Below are 22,352 nucleotides of genomic sequence, written 5' to 3'. Positions count from 1 at the left end.
GGGGCTGTTCCGGCGCGCCTGAAGCCTTCCATGGGGCAAGGTTTGGCCCGGGTGCCGGTTTGGCCGAGGGGAGACCCGTGCAGACGACGCTGCTCGGATTGGCGATTGCCTTCATCATTGCGCTTCTGGCCGCGCTGATCGGGCCCTACTTCATCGACTGGAACCAGTTCAGGCCCCAGTTCGAGGCGGAGGCGGGCCGGATCATCGGCGTGCCAGTGCGGGTGGCGGGCGAGCTCGACGCGCGGCTGCTGCCGGCGCCGACGTTGCGGCTGCGCTCGGTCACCTTCGGCGGCAACAACGATCTCGGCCGCCTGCGCGCCGACAAGCTCGACGTCGAGTTCAGCCTGAGCGCGCTGATGCGCGGCGAATGGCGCGCCACCGAGCTGACTGTCAATGGCATGGCGGTCGATCTCGGCCTCGATGCGCGCGGGCGGGTCGATCTGCCGTCCACCGCGAGCGGCACCTTCAATCTGGCTTCGCTGGCGATCGAGCGCCTCAATCTCACCGGCCGCATCGCCCTGCACGATGCCGCCAGCCGCTCGACGCTGGAGCTCACCGACATCGCCTTCTCCGGCGACGTCCGCTCGCTGGCCGGCTCGGTGCGCGGCGACGGCCGCTTCACCGCGGGCGGCACGCGCTACCCGTTCCGCATCTCCTCCGGCCCGAGCGCCGACGGCAGCGCCACGCGTCTCCACCTCAACATCGATCCCGGCGAGCGCGCCATCCTCGCCGATCTCGAAGGCGTGCTCGCCTTCGACAACCGCCTGCCGAAATTCGACGGCGCGCTGACGCTGGCCGTGCCGGCGGCGAAGAAGGCCGGCGAGGCCGGGCCGACGCCCTGGAAGCTCACCGCAAAACTCAAGGCCGATCCCGCCGGCGCCAAGTTCGACCAGATCGACGCAAGCTTTGGCGCCGAGGACAATGCGTTGAAAGTCGGCGGCGTCGGCGATCTCAGGTTCGGCGCCTCGCCGCTGCTGCGCGCGGTGCTGTCGGCGCGCCAGATCGATGCCGACAAGCTGGCCGGCAAGGACGACGCCGAGCCGCTGCGCATCCTGCCGGCACTGCGCGCCGGCCTTGCCGCGATCCCGCAGGCGCCGATCCCGGCGCAGATCGAGTTCAACTCCGACCAGGTCATGCTCGGCGGCCGGCCGCTCCAGAACATCGCCGCCGAGCTCAAGACCGACGGCCGGTCCTGGACCTTCCAGCGGCTTGAGCTGCGCGCGCCCGGCATGACGCAGCTCTCGCTCAACGGCGCGGCGCCCGGCGCCGACAGCTTCAGCGGCCGGCTCAGCGTCGAATCCTCCGATCCCGATACGCTGGTGGCCTGGCTCCAGGGCCGCAGCGAGGTCAACCGCCGCAGCACCCGGCCGCTGCGGCTTGCCGGCGACGTGACGATCGCCGCCAACCATCTCGCCATCGACAAGCTGAAGGCCGACATCGAAGGCGGCGCCATCGAGGGGCGAATTGCTTTCGTCCAGACCGGCGCGAGCAAGGGCTCGCGGATCGATGCCGAGCTCAAGGCCGACCGTCTCGATCTCGACGCCGCTGCGAGCTTTGTGCGCGCGCTCGGCGGGCCGCAAGGCGAATGGCCGGAGGAGGCAAGACTCTCGCTCGATGTCGGCCGTGCGATCTCCGCCGGCCAGGAGCTGCGGCCGTTCGCGGCGAAGCTCGGCTATGGACCGGCGTCGCTGTCGCTGGAGCAGTTGCGGTTCGGTCAGACCAGCGGCGTGACCACCGAGGCGAGCGGCAGCTTCGACCGTACCAAAGCCACCGGCAAGCTCGCGCTGAAATCCTCAGCCAATTCGCTGCGCGAGCTTACCGCGCTGATCGAGCCGTTTGCCCCTTCGGTGCGTACGCGCTTCGATGCGATCGCGCCGCTGCCCGGTGCGACCCGCCTGAAGCTCGACCTCAGCCTCGACAGGAACGCCGAGCATGCCGATCGCAGCGACGCCCGCGCCGTGTTCGATCTCGACGCGCCGCAGCTCAAGGCCACCGCGACGCTGGCCGCACAGACGCCGGTAGCGGCCGTCAACGGCATCGACATCGACCGCCTGCGCAACAGCGACTTCACGCTCGATTCGAAAGCCTCGACCCCGCAGGCCGGCGCATTGCTGGCCTTGCTCGGCCTCGATCGCGTGGTGGCCGCGGGCGAGGGCGCTTCGCAGTTCGAAGGCCGGTTAAGTGGTGCCTGGCGCCGGCCGCTGCAATTGAACGCAAAACTGAGCGGCGGCGGGCTGGACGCAGACGCGCAAGGCAGCGTCGAATTGTCCGCGCCGGAACCGAAGGCGTCCGTGAATCTGCGCGTGCGCAATGTCAACCTCGCGCCGCTGTTCGGAACCGGCCCGGCCGGCAAATCGGCGCAGACCGTCAGCCTGTCCTCCCGGCTCTCTCTGTCCGGCAATCGCCTGACCTTCGACGATCTCGACGGCAGCGCGGCCGGCTCGCATCTGCGCGGTCGTCTGGCGGTCACGCTCGACCAGGAGAAGAGCATCGACGGCGAGGTAGGCCTCGACACGCTCGATCTTGCGCCGGCGCTCGCGCTTGCCGTCGGCGCGGCCGGACGCGATGCCGGCGAGCCGCTGAGCGCGGGGCTCCTCGGTGGCTGGCGCGGCCGCATCGCCTTCCAGGCGTTGCGCGGCACGTTGCCAGGCGGCGTCGAGCTGCGTCCCATCGGCGGGACGATCCGGAGCGACGGCCAGTCGCTCGCGCTCGATGCGCTCAAGGGCGGCGTCGGCGGCGGCGAGATCTCGGCGAGTTTTGACGCACGCAACGGCGCGAGTGGCGTTGCGCTGAACGCACGTATCGAGCTCAGCAATGTCGATGCGACCACGCTGCGCTACCGCGATCTTGCTTTGCCCAAGGGACGCGCCTCGGTGCAGATGGCACTGACCAGCCAGGGCCGCAGCGTCGCGGCGTTGACCGGCGCGCTCGCCGGCAACGGCACGGTGACGCTGGACTCTGCGGAAATCAGCGGCCTCAACCCGCGTGCGTTCGAGATCGCCATCCGCGCCAGCGACGGCGGTCAGGTCGCCGACGACAACAGGCTGCGGCAGCTGGTCGAACCCGCGCTGGCGGCGGGTCCCATTGCGGTCGCCTCGGCGCAGATCCCGTTCACGATCCGCGACGGACGGCTGCGCGTTGGTGCCACGCCGCTGGAAGCGAAGAACGCCCGCGCCATTGTCTCCGGCGGTTACGACATTCCCGCCGACCAGGCCGACATCCGCGCCAGCCTGACGCCGATCATGACCGGGCTCTCCGGCGCCCCGCCGGAGATCCAGTTGTTCGCGGCGGGCCCCCCCGACAAGCTCAACCGCACCGTCGATCTTGCGCCGCTGTCTTCGTGGCTCGCGGTGCGCACGATCGATCGCGAGACGCGCCGGCTCGATGCCATCGAGCGCGGCGAGCCGCCGCCGGCGACCGCGGCGCTACCGACGTTGGTGTCTCCGGATGCGGCGCCCGAGCAGGTGCCGGCCAACGTGCCGCTGCCGGGCCAGGATCCACGCCGCGCGCCGCCAAGGCCGAAAGCCGCGCCGACGCCGAAAGCGCCGCTGGCCGCGCCCGCAGCTCCAAGCCCGCCGCTCGCAAGTCAGCAGGTCGCGCCCTTGCCGCCGCCGATCGAGGTGAGACCGGCGCCGGGCCCCGCGCCCGCAAAGCCCAAGCCGAAGCCGCCGCTGGTGCTGACGCCGTCGAACCCGTAAGCGCGAAGTTAGTTTGGAGAGATCGGGCCGCGGGCCCTCTTAACCTCTCCCGCTTGCGGGATAGGTCGGCGCGAAGCGCCGGGTGAGGGTTCTTTCCATTAAGGGAGTCGCTCTGCGGAGACACCCTCTCCCCAGCCCTCTCCCGCAAGCGGGAGAGGGAGCGCACCTTCTCCCTTGCCCGCCGGTAAACCCATTCCATCGCATTTGAATGAATTCTCGTCGGCAAAACTGATCTGCCGACTTTACCGGATTCTCGCGTTTGTTCCCTAGTGTCGGGTGTCAGAGGAATTCGGCGTCGCGCCAGCACAGGCGGGATGGCTCGCCAAAGAACGACCAAGAACTGGGGTGATCGACATGAACGGGGCGAAAACGCTTCTACAGGATCTGGACGACGCGATCGCGCGCGGCACCGACGAAAGCCGGGCACGCGCGCTGTGGCACGCGACCGACATCCTGATCACCGGCCGCTACAGCGACGACGAGATCAGCATGTTCGGCGAGGTCATCGGCCGGCTTGCCGACGAGATCGAGGTTGCCGCGCGGACGCAGCTCTCCGAATTGATGGCGGCCTGCGATCACGCTCCGCTCAATGTCATCGAAAAGCTCGCTCTCGACGACGAGATCGCGGTCGCCGGCCCCGTGCTGCGCGACTCCACCCGTCTCGACGAGAAGATGCTGGTCGAGAGCGCCCTGACCAAGAGCCAGTCGCATCTGCTCGCGATTGCCCAGCGTAAATCCATCGGCGAGGCCGTGACCGACGTGCTGGTCAAGCGCGGCGACCAGGAGGTCGTGACGTCGGTCGCCAGGAACGAGGGCGCGCGCTTCTCCGGCTCGGGCCTGCTGCACATGGTCCGCCGCGCCGAGGGCGATTCGATTCTTGCCGAGCAGCTTGGCCTGCGCAAGGACGTGCCGCGCCACATCTTCCAGCAGCTCATCTCGAAAGCGTCGGAAGACGTCCGCCGCCGGCTCGAGAGCGAGCGCCCCGAGATGATGGCGCAGATCCAGAGCTCGGTGACAGAGGTCACCGGCGATCTGCAATCCAAGTTCGGCCCGTCCTCGCGCAGCTACTTCGTCGCCAAGCGCGTGGTGACGACGCAGTACCGCCAGGGCAACCTCAACCAGGACTCGATCTCGAACTATGCGCGCCAGCACCGCTTCGACGAGGTGCAGATCGGCCTGTCGCTGCTGTCGGCGCTGCCGGTCGACGTGATCGAGCGCGCGCTGATGGACCGCAACCGCGAGATGATCCTGGTGCTGTGCAAGGCGCTCAACTTCTCCTGGGACACGACGATGTCGCTGCTGTTCCTCGGCGCCAAGGATCATCTGATCACCGCGCGCGAGCTCCAGGACAACGAGCGCGAGTTCAGCCGGCTCAAGATCGAGACCTCGCGCAGCATCCTGAAGTTCTACCAGTCGCGCAAGACCGGCGCGGGTGCCGATGCGGGCCGTCAGCCCGAACTCCAGGTCCACTGAGCAAGTCCACTAAGCAGGTCCACTGAGCATCACCCGGGAATTGGCAGGGGAGTATTTGCAAATGTTGCCTCAATTCGGCACCGCCGTTCGCAAGAAGAACCTCAACAATGCCTTCGGCGCCGATGTCGGCGGCGGAGCTCCGGACAAGGCCTCGGTCGACGCCGCCTGGCTCGTGCTGGAAGCCGCCAACGATCTCGGCGATCACGCCGCGATCGAAGCCTGCCGCCGCGTCATCGACGCCGAGCTGAACGGCGCGGTCGCCGGCAGCTCGGATATCGATCTGGTGCTGGGGTATTTCAGGTAGGATTCCATCCGCGTTACACAACGGCTTCCACCGTCATTGCGAGGAGCTCGCGACAAAATTGCGAAGCAATTTTGCGCCGATGCGACGAAGCAATCCCGAATCTTTCCGCGGAGACAGCCTGGATTGCTCCCGCCTTCGCCAAAGCTTCGGCGGGACAAGTCACTGCGCTCGCAATGACGGCGCAGGACGCACCTCGTTACTTTTCAGCCGCGATATTGTTCGTCGCTGACTTTCTCCAGCCAGTCGACCGTCTTGCCGTCCAGCTGCTCCTGTATGGCGGTGTGCGTCATCGCCGTCGTGGCGCTCGCGCCGTGCCAGTGCTTCTCGCCCGCGAAAACCAGACCACGTCGCCGGGCCGTAGTTCCTCGATCGGGCCGCCCCATGTCTGTGCGCGACCCGCCCCCGCTGTCACAATCAGCGTCTGGCCCAGCGGATGGGTGTGCCGCGCCGTCCGGGCACCGGTTCGAAGGTGACGCTGGCGACGTTCGCGTGCGCCGGTGCGACGGCTGTGTGCAGCGGATCGATGCGCACTTGTCCGGTGAACCACGCTTCCGGGCCTTTTTGGGACGGCTGATCTCCACTACGCTTGATCTGCATCGACTGACTCCCTTGCTTCGACACGCCGGTTTCGCTCATTGTTGCCGATCGCGACGCGGAGACGACGGCGAAGGAGCCTGCTCCCGCGATCACGCGGCGCCGCGAGATCATGCATACGACCTCAGACGGTGATCATCGTCTTGATCGCGCGTCGCTCGTCCATGGCGCGGTAGCCCTCGGCCACGTCGGCCAGCGGCAGCTTGAGATCGAAGACCTTTCCGGGCTTGATCTTGCCGGCGAGGACGCGGTCGATCAGGTCCGGCAGGAAGCGCCGGACGGGGGCCGGTCCGCCGAGCATGCGGCGTTGCGCGAAGAACATCGCCTGGCCGTCGAAGGTCACGCCGTGGGGCACGCCGACATAGCCGATCGAGCCGCCGGGCCGCGTGCACTCGATGGCCTGCGTCATCGACTCCTGCATGCCGACACACTCCAGAACGGAATCGGCGCCGACGCCGCGCGTCAGCTCCTTGATGCGGGCAATGCCCGCTTCGCCGCGCTCCGCCACGATGTCGGTCGCCCCGAACTCGATGGCGAGCCGTTGCCGGGTCTCGTGGCGGCTCATGGCGATGATCCGCTCGGCCCCCATCGCTTTGGCCGACAGCACGCCCATCAGCCCGACGGCGCCGTCGCCGACCACGACGACGGTCGATCCCTCACGGACGTTCGCGGCGTCGGCGGCGTACCATCCCGTGCCCAGCACGTCGGAGGTCGCGAGCAGATCGGGGATGAGATCGGGCGAAGGCAGCTCCGCGGTCGCAACCAGCGTGCCGTCGGCGAGCGGCACCCGCGCGTACGGCGCCTGTGCGCCGGACATGAACTCGCGCTGGACGCATGAGGAATGAAATCCAAACCGGCAATGCGGGCAGGTGTTGTCCGAGATGCAGAACGAGCCGACGACGAACTGTCCGGGCCGCACCGTCGTCACCTCGCGTCCGACCTCCACGACGACGCCGCAATATTCGTGGCCCATATGGGCGCGGCCGTCGATCGGCTGCAGACCCCGGTAGGGCCAGAGATCCGAGCCGCAGATGCAGGTGGCCGACAGCTTGATGATGGCATCGGTGGGTTTGAGGATCCTGGGGTCGTCGACCTGTTCGCACCGGACATCACCGGGACCGTACATGAGTGTTGCCAGCATTGCTGAACCTCCAAATTTGAACGTCAGGTGAGAAGCTCTATGCGAAGAGGGTATTTCCCTCTCGCGAGCAGGGGCTGAATGCCATCCTCGAGTCGGCCGAGACGGATCAGCCCTTTCGAGTAGCGATAGCTGTCATGGAAGAAGACGAGATTGCCCCAGGGCGCGTAGTAACAGAGATCGCCTGGCGCCTCGTCCGCGAACGGGCTGCCGCCGTCCTCGGTCAGCTTGCGCAGCAGATAGGCAATCTTCTCGTTGGTCGAATAGTCCTCGATCGCCAGGTCGAGCGGCAGGCGCGAGACGAGTTCGCGTGCTGACGGGCCGTCGAAGAGGACCACCGTAAAGCTGTGACGATCGAAGGCGCATCGTATCCGCATGGTCGCGGCTCCCGTGTGCCAGGAAGCGTTCGTCGCGGTCAGGCCGGCCACCGGCCTGGAAACGGCGGCCATGGCCAGGAGACCTCCAAGAACGGACCGGCGCACCGGGCGATGTCTGGGCATGGTGCGTTCCTGTAGTCGGGCCAGGACGGCGCGGGGCACAGCGAAGACCACCCGCACCGCCGGAGATAGCCGATAGCGAGCAATCGGATTAGATGGAGTAATCCGCTTGCATTAATCGATGGGCGGCATAAATGGGGACGGTCGGCGGCGGAGAACGATGGCCAAGCAAGACTTCAACGACCTTCTTTGGTTCCTCACGGTCGCCAAGGAGCGCAGCTTCACCAAGGCGGCCGCGAAGCTCGGCATTGGCCAATCGACCTTGAGTCACACCATCAAGCGGCTGGAAGACCAGATGGGCATCCGGCTGCTGACGCGCACGACACGCAGCGTCGGTCTCACCGAAGCCGGCGAACGGTTGAGGCTGTCGATGGCTCCGCGCATCGCCGAGATCGAGGCCGAGATTGCCGACCTGATGGCGTTCCGCGACAAGCCCTCGGGGCGGATCCGGATGACGGTGTCGGAGCACGCGCTCCAGAGCGTGGTGTGGCCCAAGCTGCAGCCGATCCTGAAGGACTATCCCGACATCAAGCTCGAGCTCAGTCTCGACAACGGATTTCGCAACATTGTCGAGGACGGATTCGACGCCGGCGTCCGTCTCGGAGAAAGCGTCGAAAAGGACATGGTCGCCGTGCGGATCGGACCGGATTGGCGGCTGGTGGCCGTGGGCTCACCCGGCTACTTCGCCGAACACGGCGTGCCGGAGCACCCCCACGACCTCGTGCGGCACAATTGCATCAACCTGCGGCTGGAAAGGGCAGGTGGGCTTTACGCGTGGGAGTTCGCGAAGGACGGCCAAGAACTTCGCGTTCGAGTGGACGGGCAATTGACGTTCAACACCTCCTACGCCCAGGCCGATGCCGCGCTGAAAGGATACGGCATCGCCTATGTGCCGGAGAATGTCGTGCAACGGCACATCATGTCGGGGGACCTCGCGCTGGTCCTGGACAAGTGGTCGCCGGTGTTCGACGGATACCACATCTACTATCCGAGCTGCCGCCAGAACTCGCCCGCCTTCAAGGTCATCGTCGACGCGCTGCGCCATCGCGGCGAGTGAGAAAGTGGCGGGGCGGCCGACATGCAAAAGGCCTCGCCGAAGCGAGGCCTCCTTGTTCGATCGTGCTGGCTCGCACTAATCGTCCCAATGATGATAACGACGGATCACGACGCCGCGGTCGTAATCGCGGTCGTGATTGTACCAGCCACGGTGCCAGCCGCGGTCATGCTCGTAAACGCGCGCGCGGGGGCCGTCATAATAGTCCCTGTCGCCGCCGACATAGATGCCGACGCCGGCCGCATTGGCGATGGTCGGGGCACCGATTGCAAGCGTCGCTACCGCTGCAAGAGCGTAAGTCAGCTTCTTCATCTGTTCCTCCTGTTCGCGTCGTCGGGGGTCAACGACTGCCGTCACCACCTGTTGCAGGAACGGGCAAGAAACTTTCTTGAATGACTGTTCAGGTCGGTTGCATTCAGGAACATCATCGAAGCAGCCAGATGGAACTGCGTCAGGCGAGTCCCTCTGTTCCAAGTGGTCCCATGACACGAGGCTTTGAACGGGGCTGTCGCATATGAGGCAGAATGCTGTGAGAGCGGTTCAGCCTTCAACCTTGTCGCTTCAGGCATTCCATTGTCGTTCACCGCGATCTGGCGCGACGGCTGCAACTCTCGAACGAGACAGGTGCTCCATGGATGAACGTACCGACGGTCAGGCGAGCGCTCAACAAGCAGGGTTTGCCGGTGTTACGCGCAAGGTTCTCGAACGTCTGCCATTGCCGGGCAATCAACAGGAACTCATGGTCGTCGAGGTCACCTATCCGCCGGGTGGCGTCGCGCCGCTTCACCGGCATCCCGTTGCGGGCGCGATCTACATCGTCGAAGGTGTCGCCGAGTCCGCTTATGGCGGCGACGAACCGCGACAGTACCGGGCGGGCGAGACGTTGCAGGATCGGGCGGATCTTCCACACACCCTATTTCGCAATTGTGATCCGGAACGTCCGCTCCGTTTCCTGACCATCTACGTGCTCGAACCCGGACGCTCCTACACGCTGGAGCCGTGAGGTTGCTGCGGGACCTGATGGATTGCGCGTGGCTGCTGCACGCCGCGATGGCATTTGCGGCTTTTGCCGGAAGAGGGCAGTGGTGATAGTTCGGTGTTGCGGCAGGGAAACCATGGGAGCGCGTCGTTGACGAGGCAAAATATCTCATCGGGGTATGCGTTCGAAGACGCTTATGGCTACTCCCGCGCCGTGCGCGTCGGAAACCAGGTCTTTGTCTCCGGCACGACGGCTCGCCCGCCGCACCTCGACGGCGACGCCTACCTGCAAGCCAGGGCGATACTCGCATTGATCGCCGACGCATTGGCCGAGGCTGGCGCCGATATGCGGCATGTCGTCCGTACCGTGGTGTACGTGATCGATATGGCGGACACCGAGCATGTGGCGCGCGCCCACTCTGAAGCCTTCGATGCGGTGCGCCCGGCCAGCACGCTCGTCCAGGTCAGCGCCCTGACGCCGACATCGGCCCGCGTCGAGATTGAAGTGGTGGCAATCATCTCGGCCTGACGGGCCTCGCGCCGCTTGGGCGCTGCGATCCGTCGCGGAGCGCTGCTGGTAGCTTCTCGGAATTGCCTTCGATCATGGCGCCGACACACGCCGTTGCACGCACCTGTGATCAGTGGAACTCCGGATGCAGGTAACGGCGGAAGGATCTCTTCGTACAGCTTTCAGCGAACGTATTTTCTTCGCACGCTGATGGACGCGCATTCCGGGGAGAGATCGTCACATGATGGAATTCAACGTTGCCGAGAATGGTGGAGGTTCGTATCGTCCGCTCGCCATTCTCCGCTGGGTCATGGTGGTCATATTCGTGTCCTTCGGAATGCAGAAATTCACACTGCAATCCGCGCAGGGCATCGCGCAGTTCATCACCAACAGTCCGTTCATCTCCTGGCTGTCGATCTTCGGCCTGAGGGGAGAGGCCTATGTTCTCGGTGTTGCCGAATTCGCGATTGCGGCGCTGCTGGCGGCAGGTAGCTTCAGCCCGGTCTTGTCCGCCGTCGGCTCATTCATGGGCGTGGTGACCTTCGCGATCACATGGTCGTTCTTCTTCACGACGCCGGGCGTCGTCACATGGAGCCTGTCATCCGATCCCATGGCGTGGAATCTGACCGGCGAGTTCCTGTTCAAGGACATCGTCTTGCTGTGCGTCTGCGCCGTTCTGTTTCTGGCCTCATTGCCGCGATCGGCCATTCGGCTGCGCACCGGCTGAGCGTTGGGGCGTCGCTCACCGCCGGATCCGGTAGATCACGACGTCCTCGCCGTGATGCGTCGTGCTCTTCTCCAGAATGTAATTGGAGTTCTCCAGCACGCGGCGCGACGCACCATGTTCGACGAAGACCAGGCCGATGAGCGACGGCAGCGCGAGTTGCGACAGCCCGATATGCGTCAGCGCCGCGGCGGTCTCGCTCGCAAATCCTTGGCCCCAGAGGTCGCGTTTGAACGTATAGGCAATCTCGATCTCGTCGATACCATCAACGAGGATGTGCCTGATCCCCGCCCGTCCGGCGAATGCTCCGTCTCTCGTTCGCAGCACCCAGAGCCCGAAACCGTGCCGGTCCCAATGGGCCATGTTGACGGCGAGATAAGTCTTCGTCGCCTCCGCCGAACGGACACCGCCGAGATAGCGGGACACGTCGGGATCGAGATGGAGTGTGACGAGGTCGGCGAGATCATCGTCGCGCAGTTTCTCGGCGGTCAGTCTGTTGGTGCGGAAGTGATCCAATGAGGTTAGCGGCGTTCGAAGTGAGCATCGATTGTTGCGCCGACGATGCCGTCCTGCCGACGTCTTACTCAACCTCCCGATCGCCGGTGTGACGCGCGGGGTTTGATCTGCATCAAATACGCGGATGACGATCGCGCCACAACCCGACTTCGAGGCTCACAGGTTGACAGGTGCGATGATCCCGACTTGGTACGTCAGCTTTGAAATTCGACAACGTGGCGTTTTGCCGAGGCAGCGCAGTCCGCGCGAGACGCGGACGTTCGCGACCGAGGACGAAGCCAAGTTGTTCGCGCGCGCAAAGCTCGATGAAGGCCTTTCTGTTTTTGCAGGTACGATCAATCCTCACGTTCCGAGGCGGCTCATTCCGGCGCCAGATATCCATGCGTGGCTCAACGATGACGGCGGCTCTCTACCGTCAGAAGCGTCGGGCATCGATTAAGCACGCTACAGTGCATAGAGATGGCGCTTGGGTGTTGCCATTTTGATACGGGCTTCAGGACTCCTGCCCGCGTAAAGTTCCTCACATTCGCGAACCTTATGCACCTGGTCAGCATGGGTGCTCATTTCTGGACGAGACAGCGAATTTGAACGAAAGAGCAAAAAAGGGGACGAGACCATGAGGAAGTTTTCAACTGCTGCGATCGGCTTCGTGGCACTGAGTATGGCGGCTCCGGCCATGGCGGCCGACATGGCCGTCAAGGCGCCGCCGCCGGCACCAGTGGTGGCGGTCTACAACTGGAGCGGATTCTACATCGGGGCCAACGGTGGCTGGGGGCAAAGCCATGGTTGCGTCGACTTCGTAACGCCCGCTGGGACGGTAGCAGGTGGCTGCGCCGATCGCTCCGGTGGTCTTGCGGGTGGACAGATCGGGTACCGCTGGCAAACCAATCAGTTTGTGCTTGGTCTGGAAGCTCAGGGCGATTGGGCCGAGATCAAGAACACGCGCGTCAGCCTGATCGATCCGTTGATCTCGACCACAGGCAAGACCGACGCCATTGGGCTGTTCACAGCCCAGCTCGGTTGGGCATGGAACGCTTCGCTGTTCTACGTGAAGGGCGGCGCTGCCGTGACCCGCAATCGATTCGATATATTCAACAACGTCACCGGCGTCGGACTGGCTTCGGCAGGTCACACGCGCTGGGGCGGCGCCCTGGGTGTCGGCTGGGAATATGGTTTTGCGCCGAACTGGTCGGCCGGTATCGAGTACGACCATCTCTGGATGGGACGCGACAATTTCGGCTTCGCAGGCGTGGTCACGCCCGGCGGGTTGGCGCTCACCGGCAGCGGGATCAGCCAGGATGTGGACATGGTTACGCTTCGGTTGAACTACCGCTTCGGTGGTTTCGGTGCTCCGGTCGCTGCTCGCTATTGAGTGTGTGTGTCTTCCCGGTGAACTCAGGCCCCGGCATCGACCGGGGCCTTTTCATGGGAAGCCGAAGAAAACGATGGAGGTCCGGCATCAATTCCTGCGATGTCGCAAGGCCAGGCGCGAGTGAATTGTGCGGACTTGTCGAGGATGCGGGCCGCGATCAATCGTTGGCGGACGCTTCCCGATGATGCCATCATGCCGGTGTCTTGCCCGACGGGTCAAGCGAATTCGGATAATTCGTAAGCCATTGATTTCACGACCCCGTCTACTGTGCATGGGGTTGTTTTCGCAGTTTTTGGTTTCGAGAGGGGACTCTATCCCGCCCCCAACGCCACCGCGACGTTGTACGTCACGAGGCTCGCGGCATAGGCCAGCACCAGCATGTAGCTGAAGGTCACCGCCATCCATCGCCAGCTTCCGGTCTCGCGCCGGATCACGGCCAGCGTCGAGGCGCATTGCGGGGCGAAGATGTACCAGGCCAGCATCGACAGCGCGGTGGCGAGCGACCATTTCGTCGCCAGCACCTGGCCGATCTGCTCGGCCGCTTCCTTGCCGCCTTCGATCGCATAGACCGTGCCGAGCGCTGCGACCGCGACCTCGCGCGCCGCCATGCCCGGGATCAGGGCGACCGCGATCTGCCAGTTGAAGCCGACGGGGGCGAGCAGCGGCTCGAGCGCCTTGCCGATGATGGCGGCGAGGCTGAAGTCGATGGCGGGCTCGGTGGCGCCCGCCGGCGGCTGCGGGAACGAGGCCAGGAACCAGATCAGCACCATCATCGAGAAGATCGTGGTGCCGGCGCGGTGGAGGAACATCTTGGCCCGCGTGTAGACGCCGATCGCGATCGATTTCAGCCGCGGCATCTTGTAGTCCGGCAGCTCCAGCATGAACGGTGCCGGCGCGTAGTCGCGCAGCATGAAGAACTTGATCAGGAACGAGACGGCAAGCGCGCTGATGATGCCGGCGGCGTAAAGGCCGAACATCACGAGGCCCTGGAGGTTGATGAAGCCCCAGACGTCCTTCGCCGGAATGAAGGCCGAGATGATCAGCGTGTAGACCGGGATGCGCGCCGAGCAGGTCATCAGCGGCGCGATCAGGATCGTGGTCAGCCGGTCGCGCTTGTTGTCGATCACGCGCGTCGCCATGATGCCGGGAATGGCGCAGGCAAAGCTCGACAGCAGCGGGATGAAGGCGCGGCCGTGCAGGCCGGCGCCGCCCATGATGCGGTCCATCAGGAACGCGGCGCGCGCCATGTAGCCGAAATCTTCCAGCAGCAGGATGAACAGGAAGATGATGATGATCTGCGGCAGGAACACGATCACGCTGCCGACGCCCGAGATCACGCCGTTCTGGAGGAAGCTCTGGAGCAGGCCGGCGGGCAGGGTGGTGTGCACGAACTCGCCGAGCGCGTCGAAGCCGGAATTGAGCAGCTCCATCAGCGGCTGCGCCCAGGCGAACACCGCCTGGAACATAACGAACAGGATCAGCGCCAGCACGATGAGGCCGCCGACGGGATGCAGCACCACCGCGTCGATCCGCGCGGTCCAGGTGTCAGGCCGGCTCGGCAGGCTGACGCAGTCGGCGATGATGCGGTCGGCCTCGCGCTGGGTGGAGCGCAATTCGCCGACGCTGAGCGCGCGCCAGGTGTTCTCCGCAGGCTCGGTGGCGAGCCTGGCCGAGATCTCGTCGGTCAGCGTCAACAGATCGGCCGTGCCGCCCTTGCGCACCGCGATCGAGGTGACCACGGGCACGCCGAGCTCCTTGGCGAGCCGCTCGACGTCGACCGTGATGCCGCGGCGCGCGGCGATGTCGAACATGTTGAGCACGAGGATCATCGGCCGGCCGGTGCGCTTGAGCTCCAGCAGCAGGCGGATGGTCAAGCGCAGATTGGTGGAATCGGCCACGCACAGCACGAGGTCGGGCACGGTCTCGCCAGAGGCCTTGCCGAGCACGAAGTCGCGGGTGATCTCCTCGTCCGGGCTGCGGCCGCGCAGCGAATAGGTGCCGGGCAGGTCGACCACCGAGACCTGGCGTCCCTGGGGCGTGACGAAGAAGCCTTCCTTGCGCTCGACGGTGACGCCCGGATAGTTCGCGACCTTCTGCCGGCTGCCGGTCAGGGCATTGAACAGCGAGGTCTTGCCGCTGTTTGGCGTGCCGACCAGGGCGAGATGCAGGAGGGGTGCTTCCATGATTTTCAACGATCTGGGATCAAAGGCCTGAGGTCAGGGGGCGGCCGCCTCAGGCGACGATGATGGCCATGGCTTCGCGCCGACGGACCGCGATCGTGATGCTGTCGACCCGCACGGCGATGGGATCGCGCCCGACCAGCCCCTCATGCAGGACCTCGACCCGGGCCCCCTCGACGAAGCCGAGTTCGATCAGCCGGCTCTCGAGCTCGATGTCCGAGAGCGCCGAACCGGTGTCCCTGGCGGACAGGTGCTGGATGACGCCGGTGTAGCCGCGCAGGGCCAGACCCAGCGGCATGTGAGGGCGCGTATCATTGGTGTCGGTCATGCCCTGTATTTTCAACGCAGGGCATTGAGGTCAAGCGCGCTTGCTCGCCGGAAGCTGCACCTTAGAGTGATTTTAAAGTGCGAACGCCCCGACGCGCCGAAAAGACGCCTTGCCGGCTATTGGGCCGGGACCTTGTCCGGCTGGACGGCCATGGCGCGGCTCTTGAAGTAGTCGAGCACGAACAGGCGGATCGCCGAGGACAGATTGCCCTGCTGGCGGTTGCCGTCGATCTCGCCGACGAGCTCGGACAGCGTCATGTTGCGCAGGCCCGAAATCTCCTTCATGCCGTTCCAGAACGCCTCTTCCAGGCTGACGCTGGTCTTGTGACCGGCGACGACGATCGATCGTTTCACGACGGGCGACTTCATGGCTGCTCCTCGCGATCGATCTGATGCTTGTCCAGGTGCTCCTTCGCCCTGTCCGCGCGCGTCTCCTCCGCCGACCGCTCCGCCTTCGTGCGGCCGAACTTCGCTCGATTGGCGTCCGCCTGCTTCGCCGAGGCTTCCCGCTCGGCGCGCTTCCGGAAACGATTCAGGTTGATGACGTTCCCCATGCCGCGTCTCCATCATCCGATCCTCTTCAGGCAGGATGAAACGTTCAGAAACAGGGGGCCGCGTCGCGCCCCACAAGACTTGATTGTCATTTGCTCGTCCTCGTCAATCGGCCCCTTGGGCCATCAAACGATGAATTTCGCCCCGCCAAGGGCAGAATAGCTGCGTAGCACGCCGTCTTTCCGGAACATTGACGGTAATCAAATCCTGTCCTTTAAGCCTTACAATTATGAGCTTTTTGGCTCCGTATCATTACGGATGACTATCGGAATTAGGAATTACCCCGGTTTCGTCATCTTCTCCGGCTGCACCAAACGGTCGAACTCGTCCGCTGTGACGAAGCCGAGCCGCAGCGCCTCCTCCTTCAGCGTGGTGCCGTTGACATGCGCCGTCTTGGCCACCTTGGCGGCGTTGTCGTAGCCGATCTTCGGCGCGAGCGCGGTCACCAGCATCAGCGAGCGCTGCATCAGCTCACTTATGCGCTTTTCGTCCGCGCGGATGCCGCTGACGCAATGTTCGGTGAAGGAGCGCGCGGCATCGGCCATCAGCCGGATCGAGTGCAGCATGTTGTAGGCCAGCACGGGCTTGTAGACGTTGAGCTCGAAATGGCCCTGGCTGCCGGCGACCGTGATCGCGGTGTGATTGCCGAACACCTGGCAGCACACCATGGTCATCGCCTCGCATTGCGTCGGATTGACCTTGCCCGGCATGATCGACGAGCCCGGTTCGTTCTCCGGCAGGATCAGCTCGCCGAGCCCTGAGCGCGGACCCGATCCGAGCAGGCGGATGTCGTTGGCGATCTTGAACAGGCCTGTCGCGACCGAATTGATGGCGCCGTGCGCCAGCACATAGGCATCGTTCGAGGCCAGCGCCTCGAATTTGTTGGCGGCGCTGGTGAAGGGCAGTTTGGTGATTCCGGCAACGTGCTTTGCGAACAGTCTTGCAAAGCGCGGCTTCGCGTTGAGGCCGGTGCCGACGGCGGTGCCGCCCTGCGCCAGCGGATAGAGCTCCTTCACCGCGACCTTCAGTCGCGCGATCCCGCTTTCGACCTGCGCGGCATAGCCGGAGAATTCCTGGCCGAGCGTCAGCGGCGTCGCGTCCTGGGTGTGGGTGCGGCCGATCTTGACGATCTTGGCGAACTCCTTCTCCTTCTTGCGCAGCGCGCGGAGCAGTTCGCCAAGGGCAGGAACGAGATCGGCGGTGATGCGGCTCGCCGCCGCGATATGCATTGCGGTGGGAAAAGAGTCGTTCGACGACTGGCTCATGTTGACGTGATCGTTCGGATGCACCGGCTTCTTGGCGCCGAGCTCGCCGCCGAGCAGCTCATTGGCGCGGTTGGCGATCACCTCGTTGAGGTTCATGTTGGTCTGTGTGCCCGAGCCGGTCTGCCACACGACGAGCGGGAAATGATCGTCGAGGCTGCCGTCGATCACCTCGCGCGCGGCGCGGATGATGGCACTGGCGCGGCGCTGGTCGAGCAGGCCGAGCTCGCGGTTGGACTGCGCCGCGGCGAGCTTGACGATGCCGAGCGCATGCACGAGCGAGATCGGCATGCGATCCGTGCCGATGCGGAAATTCTGCCGCGAACGTTCGGTCTGCGCGCCCCAATAGCGATCGGAGGGGACCTCGATGGGACCGAAGCTGTCGGTCTCGGTGCGGGTCGCGGGGCGAGCGGTCTTCGTGCGTGCAGATTTGGCCATGAGCACATCCATTCCGCCGCGCGAAATGCCGCGCGGCCTCTTCATGTGCTCCTCTATATAGGCAGTTTGGCCGGGCGCGACGGTCTCGCGCGGTAGCCTAGATCATTTCTTGCGGAAACGATCGAGCCGCACGACTTCGGCGCCGCCCTGGCTCGGCGGGGTCGGCTCTTCCGCGGTCTCCGCCTTGTCCGTGGCGGGCGTGGGCACCGACAGGGCCGAAGGGGCAGGGGCCGCGGGCAACGTCTCGGGCGCGACCTCGGCGACATCGGACGTGTCGAACTGGAGGCCGAACTTCACGGACGGATCGAGGAAGCTCTTGATGGCGCTGAACGGCACCACCAGCCGCTCCGGAATGCCGCCGAACGACAGGCCGACCTCGAAGCGGTCCTCGAGCACGGTCAGATCCCAGAACTGATGCTGCAGGATGATCGTCATCTCTTCCGGATATTGCGCCAGGAGCCGCGACGACAGCTTCACGCCCTCGGCCTTCGACACGAAGGTGATGAAGAAATGATGCTCGCCCGGCAGTCCATGCGACGCGGCGTCGGTCAGCACCTTCCGCAGCACGCCGCGCAGCGCGTCGCGGGCCAGCACATCGTATCGGATATGATCGGTCGCCATGGTGGTCCTGTTGCATTCCAGGAGTTGGGCCCTGCCGGCCCGACTCGCCAAGCCGCAATAGTACCGCGCCTGAAGGGTCAGCAGGAGTCCCCGTGGGGGAGGAAATCGAAGGTAAGTGGAGGCTTCTGTTGCCAGGTGCCTCCGAACCCCGCCTAACGGAGCTTAACCCGTTAGGACTTTAAGATGGTCTTTCAAACTGCGTTACGCAGCCTGAGCAACCGGAGCAAAGTTGTCGTTGGCAACTATTGCAGTAGCCCGATAACGGCGGAACAATACCGGGAAAAAGCACGCCCTTTACGCCCTCGTCGATCCTATTTCGCCCCCGCCAAAACCCGCTTCTAGGGCTAGCCCGTGGGTGGGCTTTGGTGGAGGCGCCGGGTACCGCCCCCGGGTCCGAATGGTTTATTACGACGACCGTTTATTTCCATAGCCGGCGAACCGGCACCCCCAATATAGGGGGCAAAGGTTTAGAAAGACAGGGGTTTGGCGCGGCATGGCGCGGTTCCCTTTGGATAGGTTCCGGATAGCCTTGGCCTCGCGGCGGCCCTCGTTCTAAGCTCCTGACATGTCCCCGGATTCAGCACCGGCCGCCCAAGAGCCGGATCGTGCCGCGACCAGCGGCCCTCCGCCCAGCCTGGCCGCGCTGTTCGTGGCCTTCGCCCGGATGTCCCTGGCTGGTTTCGGCGGAGTTCTGGTGTTCGCCCGGCGGGCGATCGTCGAGCAGCACCGCTGGATGACGGCGGACGAGTTCAACGAAACCTTCGCGCTCTGCCATTTCCTGCCCGGGCCCAACATCGTCAATCTGTCGATGGTCTTTGGCGCGCGGCTGCGCGGGATCGCGGGCGGCGTTGCCGCCTTTGCCGGGCTGCTGCTGCCGCCGACGCTGATCATGACCGTGCTTGCGATCATCTACGCCCGGTTCGGCGATGTGGAGGTGCTGCGCCGCATCCTCGCAGGCATCTCCTGCGCGGCGGTCGGCCTCCTGATCGCGGTCGTCTTTCGCATGATGACGCCGCTGTTCAAGCGGATGGACGCCGTTGCGCTCATCCTGATGCTCGCCGTGTTCCTTGCCATCGGCGTGCTTCGCCTGCCGCTCCAGACGGTGCTGCTGGTCGCGATCCCCGTGAGTGTCGGCGCCACCTTCCTCCTGCGGCGGAAGGTAGCAGCGTGAACGCCGAGAACCCGATCTGGGCGCTGATCTCCACCTTTGCGCTGATGTCGCTGTTCGCGGTCGGCGGCGCCGCGGCCGCGGTGCCCGAGATGCACCGGATCGCGGTCGATGTGCATCACTGGATGACCGACAAGCAGTTCACTGATGCCTATGCGATCGCGCAGCTCTCGCCAGGTCCGAACGTGCTTATCGTGACGTTAATCGGCTATGCCGTCGCCGGCATCCCCGGCGCGCTGGCAGCGACGCTGGCCATGTGCCTGCCGACCGCGCTGGTTGCCTACTATGTTAGCCGGCTCTTGAACCGGCCGAGCCAATCGCGCTGGCCCGGCCTGATCCAGGCTGCATTGGTTCCGCTCTCGATCGGATTGATGGCGGCGAGTGCCCTGATCCTGGCCAACGCGACCGATCGCACGATTGCTGCGGTGCTTCTGACCGCGATGGTTGCGGTGCTCGCAGCGGTCTCGCGCATCAATCCACTATGGCTCCTGCTCGCCGGGGGCTTGTTGGGTTTTGCTGGCATTGTGTAATGAAAATCGCTAGGCAGTGATCCGGGCGAGGGATCCATTTCCAGCCGATTAGAACAACACTGCGCGTGACTTACGGGTCGCGGAGGAGACATGCATGGCCGATACGATGGGCCACTCAGCGACAGCCACCCGAAACACCTCGGTGGCGATCGGTTTTTGTCTGCTGGCCGTTGCGCCGCAGATATTCGAATTCATCTGGTCGATCGGGACGATCTTTGGCTGGGGCGCGGGACGCGGCCCGGCCACCGTTCTCATCAGCCATGCCACCGCGCTGGTCGCGGGCGCTCCCGCGGCACTGATCGGATCGGTCGGCGGTGAGACCAAGAAGGCGTCATCCGACGTGCTGCTGGCGCTGATCTATTCCTATCCGGTCTTAGCGGTGGCGATCGTCACGCTGTTCATGTCCATCCGGTCGGCCCAGGATTATGTCGGCGGCGTCATCCTGATGGCACTCGCGCTGTTCGCGCTGTGGGCCTCGAGCGATTTGCAGGGCATGCGCGGCTTCTCCTTCGGTGCGGGCACCGCGCCGCGCATGTTCGGCGGGCTGCTGGTCGCCTTGTCCGCCGGCATTGCCTTGACCGGCCTTCTGACCGACGGGCCGGCGATGGCCCATTATTCCTGGCGCGGGCCGCTGTTCGTGATGGTCTCGATCGTGTTTTTCGCGCTCGCGATCCGGCCGCTGGGCCTCGTGGTCTCCGCCTTCGCGAGCTTCATGATCGCGGCGATGGGCTCGCATGAGACGCGCTGGCTGGAGGCTGCCATCGTCGGCGCCTGCCTGACGCTCGGCTGCGCGCTGCTCTTCCCTTACGTGCTCGGGCTACCGATGCCGATGTTTCCGCGTTTCCTGATCCAGTGAGGGCGTGATGGATATTTTTGCCAACCTCGCCCACGGCTTCGCCGTCGCGCTCTCTCCGATCAACCTCCTGATGTGCCTGATCGGCGCCCTCGTCGGCACGCTGGTCGGCGTTCTCCCGGGCATCGGCACCATCGCGACCGTGGCGATGCTGCTGCCGATCACCTTCGGACTGCCGCCGGTCGGCGCGCTGATCATGCTCGCCGGCATCTATTACGGCGCGCAATATGGCGGCTCGACCACGTCGATCCTGGTCAACATACCCGGCGAGGCGACATCGGTCGTCACCGCCATCGACGGTCACCAGATGGCCAAGCAGGGCCGTGCCGGCCCGGCGCTGGCGATCGCGGCGATCGGCTCGTTCTTCGCCGGCTGCGTCGCGACCGTGCTCATCGCCGTGCTCGGCGCGCCGCTGACCAAGCTCGCGCTGGCGTTCGGTCCGGCCGAGTATTTCTCGCTGATGGTGCTCGGTCTGATCTTCGCGGTCGTGCTGGCCAAGGGCTCGGTGCTGAAGGCGATCGCGATGATCGTGCTCGGCCTGCTCATGTCGATGGTCGGCTCGGACATCGAGACCGGCGCTTCGCGCATGGCCTTCAACATTCCGGAGCTCGCCGACGGTCTCGGCTTTGCAACGGTCGCGATGGGCGTGTTCGGCTTTGCCGAGATCATCCGCAACCTCGACGCCGGCGCCGAGATGAACCGCGACCTCGTGCAGCAGAAGATCACCGGCCTGATGCCGACCAGGAAGGATCTGCGCGACTCCGCGCCTGCGATCCTGCGCGGCACCGTGCTCGGCTCGATCCTCGGCATCCTGCCGGGCGGCGGTGCCGTGATCGCGTCCTTTGCGGCCTATACGCTCGAGAAGAAGATCGCCAAGAACCCGTCGCGGTTCGGCCGCGGTGCGATCGAGGGCGTGGCGGCGCCGGAAAGCGCCAACAACGCGGCGGCGCAGACCTCCTTCATCCCGCTGCTCACCCTCGGCATCCCGCCGAACGCGGTGATGGCGCTGATGGTGGGCGCGATGACCATCCATGGCATCGTGCCGGGCCCGCAGGTGATGCAGAAGCAGCCGGATCTCGTCTGGGGCATGATCGCCTCGATGTGGATCGGCAACCTGATGCTGATCATAATCAACCTGCCGCTGGTCGGAATCTGGGTCCGCCTGCTCCGCGTGCCTTACCGGCTGATGTTCCCCTCGATCGTGATCTTCTGCGCGATCGGCATCTACTCGGTGAACAACGCACCGGTCGACGTCATCCTCGCCGGCGTGTTCGGTCTCGTCGGCTACTGGCTGATCAAGCACGATTTCGAGCCGGCACCGCTGCTGCTCGGCATGGTGCTCGGACCGCTGATGGAAGAGAACCTGCGCCGCGCACTGCTGATCTCGCGCGGCGACTGGAGCGTGTTCCTGACGCGTCCGTTGTCGGCGGTGCTGCTGGCGATCGCGGCGAGCCTGTTGATCCTCACGGTGCTGCCCGCGCTGCGCGCCAAGCGCGACGAGGTGTTCACCGAATCCGAGAACTGATCGCGCCTGCGTCGTCGCGGCGCCCTGCGTCCGCGCGCCG

The 22,352-nt window shown here is 65.0% G+C and carries 23 protein-coding genes, 1 other RNA gene and 1 pseudogene; 13 read left to right on the top strand and 12 right to left on the bottom strand.

Annotated elements, in window-relative coordinates:
* Positions 1–77 precede the first annotated feature (77 nt).
* From WN73_RS02040 to WN73_RS02030, 3 genes are all read left to right on the top strand, one after another.
* Positions 78–3,698, top strand: coding sequence for an AsmA family protein (locus WN73_RS02040; RefSeq protein ID WP_271551297.1), 3,621 nt, complete (start codon positions 78–80; stop codon positions 3,696–3,698).
* A gap of 354 nt (positions 3,699–4,052) precedes the next feature.
* Positions 4,053–5,171 (top strand): DUF2336 domain-containing protein, encoded by a 1,119-nt coding sequence (locus tag WN73_RS02035; RefSeq protein ID WP_028176188.1) that lies wholly within the window; start codon positions 4,053–4,055, stop codon positions 5,169–5,171.
* Positions 5,172–5,232: 61 nt separating this feature from the next.
* On the top strand, positions 5,233–5,475 hold the full coding sequence (locus WN73_RS02030) for a hypothetical protein (protein WP_011089274.1): 243 nt from the start codon (positions 5,233–5,235) through the stop codon (positions 5,473–5,475).
* 203 nt (positions 5,476–5,678) lie between these two features.
* Here the strand turns inward: WN73_RS02030 and WN73_RS02025 are convergent.
* From WN73_RS02025 to WN73_RS02015, 3 genes and pseudogenes are all read right to left on the bottom strand, one after another.
* Positions 5,679–6,072, bottom strand: a pseudogene (locus WN73_RS02025) ((R)-mandelonitrile lyase).
* A 121-nt stretch (positions 6,073–6,193) separates the two neighbouring features.
* Positions 6,194–7,210 carry a zinc-dependent alcohol dehydrogenase family protein gene (locus WN73_RS02020; protein WP_011089272.1) on the bottom strand — a complete coding sequence of 339 codons (1,017 nt, stop codon included), beginning with the start codon at positions 7,208–7,210 and terminating at the stop codon, positions 6,194–6,196.
* 23 nt (positions 7,211–7,233) lie between these two features.
* Positions 7,234–7,656 carry a cyclophilin-like fold protein gene (locus WN73_RS02015; protein WP_249163080.1) on the bottom strand — a complete coding sequence of 141 codons (423 nt, stop codon included), beginning with the start codon at positions 7,654–7,656 and terminating at the stop codon, positions 7,234–7,236.
* Positions 7,657–7,864: 208 nt separating this feature from the next.
* On the opposite strand from WN73_RS02015, the gene WN73_RS02010 reads away from it, so the two are divergent.
* Positions 7,865–8,761: a LysR family transcriptional regulator gene (locus tag WN73_RS02010; RefSeq protein ID WP_271551296.1), complete on the top strand. Its 897-nt coding sequence runs from the start codon at positions 7,865–7,867 to the stop codon at positions 8,759–8,761.
* Between the two features lie 75 nt (positions 8,762–8,836).
* Here WN73_RS02010 and WN73_RS02005 read toward each other — a convergent pair whose 3' ends face one another.
* Entirely contained in the window at positions 8,837–9,070 is a 234-nt protein-coding gene (locus WN73_RS02005) for a hypothetical protein (protein ID WP_038966470.1), read from the bottom strand.
* Positions 9,071–9,389: 319 nt separating this feature from the next.
* Here WN73_RS02005 and WN73_RS02000 point away from each other — a divergent pair, with 319 nt between their 5' ends.
* The 3 genes from WN73_RS02000 to WN73_RS01990 all read left to right on the top strand — a co-directional run bounded on the left by WN73_RS02000 (position 9,390) and on the right by WN73_RS01990 (position 10,971).
* The gene (locus WN73_RS02000) at positions 9,390–9,761 is read left to right on the top strand and encodes a cupin domain-containing protein (protein WP_211433851.1); all 372 of its coding nucleotides are present in this window, start codon (positions 9,390–9,392) and stop codon (positions 9,759–9,761) included.
* Between the two features lie 126 nt (positions 9,762–9,887).
* Positions 9,888–10,265 (top strand): RidA family protein, encoded by a 378-nt coding sequence (locus tag WN73_RS01995; RefSeq protein ID WP_028176183.1) that lies wholly within the window; start codon positions 9,888–9,890, stop codon positions 10,263–10,265.
* Positions 10,266–10,485: 220 nt separating this feature from the next.
* The gene (locus WN73_RS01990) at positions 10,486–10,971 is read left to right on the top strand and encodes a YkgB family protein (RefSeq protein WP_011089267.1); all 486 of its coding nucleotides are present in this window, start codon (positions 10,486–10,488) and stop codon (positions 10,969–10,971) included.
* A gap of 15 nt (positions 10,972–10,986) precedes the next feature.
* On the opposite strand, the gene WN73_RS01985 is transcribed toward WN73_RS01990, so the two are convergent.
* Positions 10,987–11,484 (bottom strand): GNAT family N-acetyltransferase, encoded by a 498-nt coding sequence (locus tag WN73_RS01985; RefSeq protein ID WP_060908566.1) that lies wholly within the window; start codon positions 11,482–11,484, stop codon positions 10,987–10,989.
* Between the two features lie 175 nt (positions 11,485–11,659).
* On the opposite strand from WN73_RS01985, the gene WN73_RS01980 reads away from it, so the two are divergent.
* Both WN73_RS01980 and WN73_RS01975 read left to right on the top strand, forming a co-directional pair.
* Positions 11,660–11,923 carry a hypothetical protein gene (locus tag WN73_RS01980; protein WP_038966475.1) on the top strand — a complete coding sequence of 88 codons (264 nt, stop codon included), beginning with the start codon at positions 11,660–11,662 and terminating at the stop codon, positions 11,921–11,923.
* A 177-nt stretch (positions 11,924–12,100) separates the two neighbouring features.
* Positions 12,101–12,856 carry an outer membrane protein gene (locus WN73_RS01975; RefSeq protein ID WP_060908565.1) on the top strand — a complete coding sequence of 252 codons (756 nt, stop codon included), beginning with the start codon at positions 12,101–12,103 and terminating at the stop codon, positions 12,854–12,856.
* A gap of 311 nt (positions 12,857–13,167) precedes the next feature.
* Here WN73_RS01975 and feoB read toward each other — a convergent pair whose 3' ends face one another.
* The 7 genes from feoB to ssrA all read right to left on the bottom strand — a co-directional run bounded on the left by feoB (position 13,168) and on the right by ssrA (position 18,718).
* Positions 13,168–15,039, bottom strand: coding sequence for a ferrous iron transporter B (gene feoB / locus WN73_RS01970; protein ID WP_060908564.1), 1,872 nt, complete (start codon positions 15,037–15,039; stop codon positions 13,168–13,170).
* 49 nt (positions 15,040–15,088) lie between these two features.
* The gene (locus tag WN73_RS01965; RefSeq protein ID WP_011089262.1) at positions 15,089–15,364 is read right to left on the bottom strand and encodes a FeoA family protein; all 276 of its coding nucleotides are present in this window, start codon (positions 15,362–15,364) and stop codon (positions 15,089–15,091) included.
* Positions 15,365–15,480: 116 nt separating this feature from the next.
* A complete protein-coding gene (locus WN73_RS01960) occupies positions 15,481–15,732 on the bottom strand; it encodes a ribbon-helix-helix domain-containing protein (protein ID WP_011089261.1) in 252 nt (83 codons plus the stop codon).
* On the bottom strand, positions 15,729–15,917 hold the full coding sequence (locus WN73_RS01955; RefSeq protein WP_011089260.1) for a DUF4169 family protein: 189 nt from the start codon (positions 15,915–15,917) through the stop codon (positions 15,729–15,731). The genes WN73_RS01960 and WN73_RS01955 overlap by 4 nt, the downstream gene beginning before the upstream one ends.
* A 276-nt stretch (positions 15,918–16,193) precedes the next feature.
* Positions 16,194–17,627, bottom strand: coding sequence for a class II fumarate hydratase (gene fumC, locus WN73_RS01950; protein ID WP_271551607.1), 1,434 nt, complete (start codon positions 17,625–17,627; stop codon positions 16,194–16,196).
* 90 nt (positions 17,628–17,717) lie between these two features.
* Positions 17,718–18,236 (bottom strand): SspB family protein, encoded by a 519-nt coding sequence (locus tag WN73_RS01945; protein ID WP_011089258.1) that lies wholly within the window; start codon positions 18,234–18,236, stop codon positions 17,718–17,720.
* Between the two features lie 114 nt (positions 18,237–18,350).
* Positions 18,351–18,718, bottom strand: a transfer-messenger RNA (tmRNA) gene (gene ssrA / locus WN73_RS01940).
* A gap of 83 nt (positions 18,719–18,801) precedes the next feature.
* On the opposite strand from ssrA, the gene WN73_RS01935 reads away from it, so the two are divergent.
* The 4 genes from WN73_RS01935 to WN73_RS01920 all read left to right on the top strand — a co-directional run bounded on the left by WN73_RS01935 (position 18,802) and on the right by WN73_RS01920 (position 22,312).
* Positions 18,802–19,407, top strand: coding sequence for a chromate transporter (locus WN73_RS01935; RefSeq protein ID WP_271551295.1), 606 nt, complete (start codon positions 18,802–18,804; stop codon positions 19,405–19,407).
* Entirely contained in the window at positions 19,404–19,934 is a 531-nt protein-coding gene (locus WN73_RS01930; protein WP_011089256.1) for a chromate transporter, read from the top strand. Before WN73_RS01935 ends, WN73_RS01930 begins: the two co-directional genes overlap by 4 nt.
* Before the next feature lie 94 nt (positions 19,935–20,028).
* Entirely contained in the window at positions 20,029–20,790 is a 762-nt protein-coding gene (locus tag WN73_RS01925) for a tripartite tricarboxylate transporter TctB family protein (RefSeq protein WP_271551294.1), read from the top strand.
* 7 nt (positions 20,791–20,797) lie between these two features.
* Positions 20,798–22,312 (top strand): tripartite tricarboxylate transporter permease, encoded by a 1,515-nt coding sequence (locus WN73_RS01920; protein WP_027544749.1) that lies wholly within the window; start codon positions 20,798–20,800, stop codon positions 22,310–22,312.
* Positions 22,313–22,352: the final 40 nt, after the last annotated feature.

This window comes from Bradyrhizobium sp. CCBAU 45394 (genome assembly GCF_028128655.1).
Taxonomy (GTDB): Bacteria; Pseudomonadota; Alphaproteobacteria; order Rhizobiales; family Xanthobacteraceae; genus Bradyrhizobium; species Bradyrhizobium diazoefficiens.
The sequence above is the reverse complement of the archived record's forward strand: the minus strand, read 5'-3'. Positions and strand labels throughout refer to the sequence as shown.

Excerpts from the sequence above, each read along its gene's own strand:
- WN73_RS02035 (WP_028176188.1), top strand. The coding sequence starts at position 4,053 with ATGAACGGGGCGAAAACGCTTCTACAGGATCTGGACGACGCGATCGCG.
- WN73_RS02030 (WP_011089274.1), top strand. The coding sequence starts at position 5,233 with ATGTTGCCTCAATTCGGCACCGCCGTTCGCAAGAAGAACCTCAACAAT.
- WN73_RS02020 (WP_011089272.1), bottom strand. The coding sequence starts at position 7,210 with ATGCTGGCAACACTCATGTACGGTCCCGGTGATGTCCGGTGCGAACAG.
- WN73_RS02015 (WP_249163080.1), bottom strand. The coding sequence starts at position 7,656 with ATGGCCGCCGTTTCCAGGCCGGTGGCCGGCCTGACCGCGACGAACGCT.
- WN73_RS02010 (WP_271551296.1), top strand. The coding sequence starts at position 7,865 with ATGGCCAAGCAAGACTTCAACGACCTTCTTTGGTTCCTCACGGTCGCC.
- WN73_RS02005 (WP_038966470.1), bottom strand. The coding sequence starts at position 9,070 with ATGAAGAAGCTGACTTACGCTCTTGCAGCGGTAGCGACGCTTGCAATC.
- WN73_RS02000 (WP_211433851.1), top strand. The coding sequence starts at position 9,390 with ATGGATGAACGTACCGACGGTCAGGCGAGCGCTCAACAAGCAGGGTTT.
- WN73_RS01990 (WP_011089267.1), top strand. The coding sequence starts at position 10,486 with ATGATGGAATTCAACGTTGCCGAGAATGGTGGAGGTTCGTATCGTCCG.
- WN73_RS01980 (WP_038966475.1), top strand. The coding sequence starts at position 11,660 with ATGATCCCGACTTGGTACGTCAGCTTTGAAATTCGACAACGTGGCGTT.
- WN73_RS01975 (WP_060908565.1), top strand. The coding sequence starts at position 12,101 with ATGAGGAAGTTTTCAACTGCTGCGATCGGCTTCGTGGCACTGAGTATG.
- feoB (WP_060908564.1), bottom strand. The coding sequence starts at position 15,039 with ATGGAAGCACCCCTCCTGCATCTCGCCCTGGTCGGCACGCCAAACAGC.
- WN73_RS01965 (WP_011089262.1), bottom strand. The coding sequence starts at position 15,364 with ATGACCGACACCAATGATACGCGCCCTCACATGCCGCTGGGTCTGGCC.
- WN73_RS01960 (WP_011089261.1), bottom strand. The coding sequence starts at position 15,732 with ATGAAGTCGCCCGTCGTGAAACGATCGATCGTCGTCGCCGGTCACAAG.
- WN73_RS01955 (WP_011089260.1), bottom strand. The coding sequence starts at position 15,917 with ATGGGGAACGTCATCAACCTGAATCGTTTCCGGAAGCGCGCCGAGCGG.
- fumC (WP_271551607.1), bottom strand. The coding sequence starts at position 17,627 with ATGGATGTGCTCATGGCCAAATCTGCACGCACGAAGACCGCTCGCCCC.
- WN73_RS01945 (WP_011089258.1), bottom strand. The coding sequence starts at position 18,236 with ATGGCGACCGATCATATCCGATACGATGTGCTGGCCCGCGACGCGCTG.
- WN73_RS01935 (WP_271551295.1), top strand. The coding sequence starts at position 18,802 with ATGTCCCCGGATTCAGCACCGGCCGCCCAAGAGCCGGATCGTGCCGCG.
- WN73_RS01925 (WP_271551294.1), top strand. The coding sequence starts at position 20,029 with ATGGCCGATACGATGGGCCACTCAGCGACAGCCACCCGAAACACCTCG.
- WN73_RS01920 (WP_027544749.1), top strand. The coding sequence starts at position 20,798 with ATGGATATTTTTGCCAACCTCGCCCACGGCTTCGCCGTCGCGCTCTCT.